Source organism: Allochromatium humboldtianum, from assembly GCF_013385175.1.
Lineage (GTDB): Bacteria > Pseudomonadota > Gammaproteobacteria > Chromatiales > Chromatiaceae > Thermochromatium > Thermochromatium humboldtianum.
In genome coordinates this window covers 1-4,840 of sequence record NZ_JABZEO010000044.1, presented here as the reverse complement: position 1 = coordinate 4,840, position 4,840 = coordinate 1, and the positions used below count along the sequence as shown (strand labels likewise).

The window sequence follows — 4,840 nt, the reverse complement described above, 5'->3', positions numbered from 1 at the left end:
GAAAGAAGGGCACCTCAGAAAGATCCCGAGCCCCATGGACTGCTTGAGGAGCGGATCGTCGCGCAAGCGGTCCTTGTCGAGCCAAGGTGCGGCATGACCTTTTTCGGCATATTCGAGCAGCTTCTGATAGCCGTCTCCAGGGTTGAGGGTGTCATACCCCAGAGCCATGGCCATCGCCCCCGTACTCAACTCATCGTGCGCAGCAGAAACAGGGATGACACGCAACGCACGAACCGGACGGCCTTCTTCACGCAAGGACTGACGCAAGGACGCGATGCGCAGAAAATTCCGGCGCCCGATTTCCGGCCCCAGGTCCACCACCACGATCAGCGAACCGTCCGGATCCTCGATCGGTTCGGCGTCCAGCCCGTGCATCTCCAGCGGACGGAGTGCCTGCGAGGGACTTTCGGCACGCTCACCGCGTACCTGCCGCTCAATGACCTGACCCATGTTGCGATTTTGCTCCATGTCGATGAATAGCCCGGCCATGAGATAGCGGCCTGTTGTGTCGACATAAAGCACAAACGTCTCGCGCTGAGGTTCCTGATCTTTTTTAGAGATCGTGGCCTCGATCACGAGGGCATCCAGACCTTCGATTGGGGTCGACAGCCGTTGAATCACCTGGGCATCACTGACATCTCCCACGGATTGTCCGCCGAGCATCTGTGAGAGTCGCTGGCTGTCTCTGACCCACTCGGGAAGAGTCTCAGGGGCAACAGAGACCTCCAGAAACTCCGAGGACCAGACCGGCGATGACCATCCAAACCCCATCACCGGAGCCATCAGCAGACTCAACAGTCCGGCATATCGATTAAGCCGCCCCATGGCGCCCTCCCGCTTCGATCGCGCGACTGACGATCCCGTTGAGCAATGTCAGAAATTGCGACGTATTGCCATTAGTATGATCCGGATTGACGGCAAACCGGCCCGAGACGACAACCGTTGGTGTGGCCTTGATCTGGTAGGTGCTGATGACTTTGGCGTGATTGGGAATCCGCGACTCCAAAGCGTCCATCTCCTCACTCTCCAGGAACCCCGTGATGCGATCGGCGGCGAGGCCGGACTCGACCAAGGCGCTCAGAACATGGGAGGTGGTCAGTTCACCCACACCGGCGGACTGCCCCAGAGTGTCGCCCTGAAGGAGGCTGAAGATTGCCAGGTCGTAGCGCGGCAGCACCTTCGGATCAAGGATTTGGGCAATCAATCGACCATAAACGGCCAGTGTCTGGTTGTCATTTTCCGGGGACGTGATGATGGGGACTACGGTGAACTGAAGCGGCTTCGGAAGAGACTGCCCCCATTGGACGAGGCCGTTGTGATATTGACGGCAATAGGGGCAGTCATACGTAAAAAACAGCCGCACATGACGCGCATCGCCCGCCACAGGCGGATCGATCATGTCGTAGGGTTTGAGTTCGGAAGCAGCGGAAGGGGAGGGGAGATCGCGAGGCAGAGGCTGGATGGCGCCAACCGGTTTGGCCAGCGCGAGACCTGTCAGGAACAGCAACGCTCGCCGCCGGGACGGATCGAGCCGCGTCGGCGCATCTGTGTATCGGGACATTAGGATTTTACTCTTATACTTGATTACATTGTAGTGCAATAGTATCTTTAAGGCGGCTTTTGTCAACGCGCATCGGCCATCGCGCCCAGCTCACGCCGCACGCACCGTCGGCGTTCAGCGCCCTTCGCCGACCTTTCGACCGTCCATACCATTCCCCATTCCCTCCCCACGAGGTGAGACTGATGACCAGTTCTATCGCATCAATCGGACGTATCCACCAGGAGATCGCCCAAGAGCCGCGCGAGTTCATCTCGACATCCGCAACGGATGCCATGGCTGTTCGTTATCTCAATGAATTGTTCAGAAATGCCGCTCGTCGCGGAATCAGTGACGTCCATTTCGAGGATCGAGAAGGCGCTTGCGTGATTCGTTTTCGTCACAACGGCGAGATGGAGGAGACCGATCGCGTTAGTCTCAATTACTCGCGCGAGTTCGACGGCAAAATTCGCATGAAGTGCAAGCTTTCGCTGTCTGAGCGCATGTCCCCACTGGACGGGAAGTTTCGCTTTGAGGTTGACGGGCGCGATGTCGACGTGCGCGTCAGTATTCTGCCGCTGGCTCACGGTCAGTCGATCGTTTGCCGCCTCCTGGATCAGAAGGCGAACTTGATCAACCTGGATGATATCGACATGCCGGGCGATATCCGTGCGGCCATCGGGCACATCATCGCACAACCCCAGGGTTTGTTTTTGGTCACAGGCCCGACGGGTTCCGGCAAGACAACGACGCTATACGGCATTCTTCAACAACTGAACACGCCGGATGTGAAAATCCTCACGGTTGAGGATCCGGTCGAATATCGATTGCCCGGCATCAGTCAGGCACAAACCAATCCCAAGCTGACGTTTGCCAGTGCCTTGAAATCAATGCTGCGCCAAGACCCGGATATCATCCTGGTCGGCGAAATTCGGGATTCCGAAACGGCTCGGATTGCTACACAAGCGGCCTTGACTGGGCATATTGTCCTCTCCACGCTGCATACCAACAGTGCGCTGGTGACGCTCAATCGCTTGCTGGATCTGGAAGTCGATCCCCACGCGCTGGGGGCGGCCATGGGCGGCTTTATGGCGCAACGCTTGGCGCGCAGACTGTGTCCATACTGCCGCTGCCCGCGTTCCCTCACCGAGGACGCGCGCTATCAGATGCGCTATGCAGGGGTCACGGAAGAGCTCATGCCGCCCGAGACTGTGATCTACGAGCCGGGCGGGTGTCCGCAATGCCGGGATGGCTGGAATGGCCGGATCCCCGTGTTCGAGTTGGTTACGGCCACCCCGGATGTGCGCCTGGCCATCGAGGAGGGCAACCTCAAGGGATTGGAGCGCGCGGCTCATACTCAGCCTCAGTATCGGTCACTGGGCCGACATGCCATGCAGCTGGTTCTGGAGGGGCGGACGTCGTTGCTGGAGGCCATGGCGGTCACGGGGTCGACGCAGGTACAACTCGACGAGGCCGCTTGAGCGATCACATTTCTCGCCCCGTCTTTCGGGGCGTCGGATCCGAAAAAGGAGGTTGAGTAACAGTTAGCGATAAGCTACCATAAGCTCACTTTTGCAAACTTTTGCTTAACACATGGCCTACGTTCCCTTACGCCGGGCCGTTGCCGAACTTGGACTGCATCCCAATACGCTTCGTAAATACGCCGATGACGGACTTATCCCAAGCATTCGCAATCGCGCCGGGCAGCGCCTTTTTGACGTTGACGCCTACTTGCGGCGAGCGACCGATGCCGTCACCATCATTTACGCCCGCGTCAGCAGCGCCAAGCAACGCGACGACCTCGTGCGACAAATCGAACGACTCCGGCAAGCCGCGCCGCACGCGGAAGTCGTCCAAGACATCGCCAGCGGACTCAACTTCAAACGCAAAGGTCTGCGCGCCTTACTGGAACGACTCCTGCGCGGCGATAAGCTCCGGGTTGTGGTTGCCCACCGTGACCGACTCGCCCGGTTCGGCTTCGACCTCATCGCCTTCCTCGTCGAGCGCAACGGCGGGGAAATCGTGGTTCTCGATCAACCAGTGGATCCATCCCGAGAAGCCGAACTCACCGCCGATCTACTCGCCATCCTCCATCACTTCGCGTGTCGGACGCACGGACGGCGCAGTCATCAAGGCCAAGCGGATTCGCGTTTATCCGACGACAGCACAGAAGAACCTGTTTCGGCAGTGGCTCGGCACCTCAAGATACGTCTACAACGAAACCGTCAAGCATCTCGGTCTGCCCAAGGCGCAACGGGCGGGGCATTGGATGGGGGCGGCGAAGATCGTCCTGCCGAATCTGCCGGAGTGGGCCGGACCGATCCCCTACCAGATCAAGAAGATCGCCGTTGAAGATGCCTACAAAGCCTTCTCCAACGGCGTGCGCAACTGGAAACAGACCGGCGAACCGTTCGATCTTGGCTTCCGCTCGCGCAAAAACCCGAAGCAATCCTGCTTCATCCCGTCGTCCGCCCTCAAGGACGCGGGCATTTATCCACGCATTGCCGGGAGCCTCAAACGCGCCGAGGACTTCCCGGAGTATCCACGGGATTCGCGTCTGGTCTTTGAACAGGGCCGGTGGTTCGTGATCGTCCCCTATCGCGTGCCCATCACGCCGACCGAGAACCAAGGTCGGGTGGTGGCGCTCGATCCGGGCATCCGCACCTTTCTGACCGGCTTTGCCGAAGACCAGGCGTTCAAGATCGGTCAGAGCGATTTCGCCCGCCTTGCCCGGCTTTGCTATCACCTGGATCGCCTGCTCTCCAAGATCGCCAAGGCCAGGTGTCGGCAGAAAGCCCGGCTCAAGAAGGCCGCGCACCGGCTGCGCTGGAAGATTCGCGATCTGGTCGATGAACTGCACTTCCAGGCCATCCGCTTCCTGCTGGACCGCTTCGACCTGATCCTGCTGCCGACCTTTGAGACCAGGGAGATGTCGGCGAAATCCAAGCGCAAGATCCGGGCAAAGTCGGTCAGGACGATGCTGGGCTATGCCTTCTTCCGCTTCGGACAACGTCTGGAGTCAGCGGCGAAGCGGGTCGGCAAGGTCGTGCTGCGCGTCAACGAGGCCTACACCTCGAAAACGGCCAGTTGGACCGGCGCGATCAAATCGATCGGTGGCGCGAAAACGATCACGAGCGGCGGAATCACCGTGGATCGTGACATCAATGGCGCTCGCGGGATCTTCCTGCAAGCTTTGGTAGATACACCCTCGCTCAGACATGAGCGTGCATGTGTTGGCGCTTGTCAGCAAGCGTTAGCATAAAAGTATCGGCTAGATATGCTATAGATACACACGTTTTCAGG

Annotated in this window: 4 protein-coding genes and 2 pseudogenes; 4 read left to right on the top strand and 2 right to left on the bottom strand. The window is 59.0% G+C overall.

Features of this window, described 5'->3' with window-relative positions; all coding sequences use genetic code 11:
* On the bottom strand, positions 1–825 hold an 825-nt coding region (locus HW932_RS21280), incomplete at its 3' end, for a hypothetical protein (RefSeq protein WP_176978452.1).
* On the bottom strand, positions 812–1,561 hold the full coding sequence (locus HW932_RS21275; RefSeq protein WP_176978451.1) for a thioredoxin domain-containing protein: 750 nt from the start codon (positions 1,559–1,561) through the stop codon (positions 812–814). The genes HW932_RS21275 and HW932_RS21280, both read right to left, overlap by 14 nt.
* A gap of 182 nt (positions 1,562–1,743) precedes the next feature.
* Here HW932_RS21275 and HW932_RS21270 point away from each other — a divergent pair, with 182 nt between their 5' ends.
* The 4 genes and pseudogenes from HW932_RS21270 (at position 1,744) to HW932_RS21260 (ending at position 4,799) form a co-directional block, all read left to right on the top strand.
* A complete protein-coding gene (locus HW932_RS21270) occupies positions 1,744–3,018 on the top strand; it encodes a GspE/PulE family protein (RefSeq protein ID WP_176978450.1) in 1,275 nt (424 codons plus the stop codon).
* 112 nt (positions 3,019–3,130) lie between these two features.
* Positions 3,131–3,628, top strand: a pseudogene (locus HW932_RS21265) (IS607 family transposase); the annotation flags it as partial.
* Positions 3,570–3,716: pseudogene (locus HW932_RS22235) on the top strand (hypothetical protein); the annotation flags it as partial. The pseudogenes HW932_RS21265 and HW932_RS22235, both read left to right, overlap by 59 nt.
* The gene (locus tag HW932_RS21260) at positions 3,714–4,799 is read left to right on the top strand and encodes an RNA-guided endonuclease InsQ/TnpB family protein (RefSeq protein ID WP_246296965.1); all 1,086 of its coding nucleotides are present in this window, start codon (positions 3,714–3,716) and stop codon (positions 4,797–4,799) included. The pseudogene HW932_RS22235 and the gene HW932_RS21260, both read left to right, overlap by 3 nt.
* The last annotated feature ends 41 nt before the right edge of the window (positions 4,800–4,840 follow it).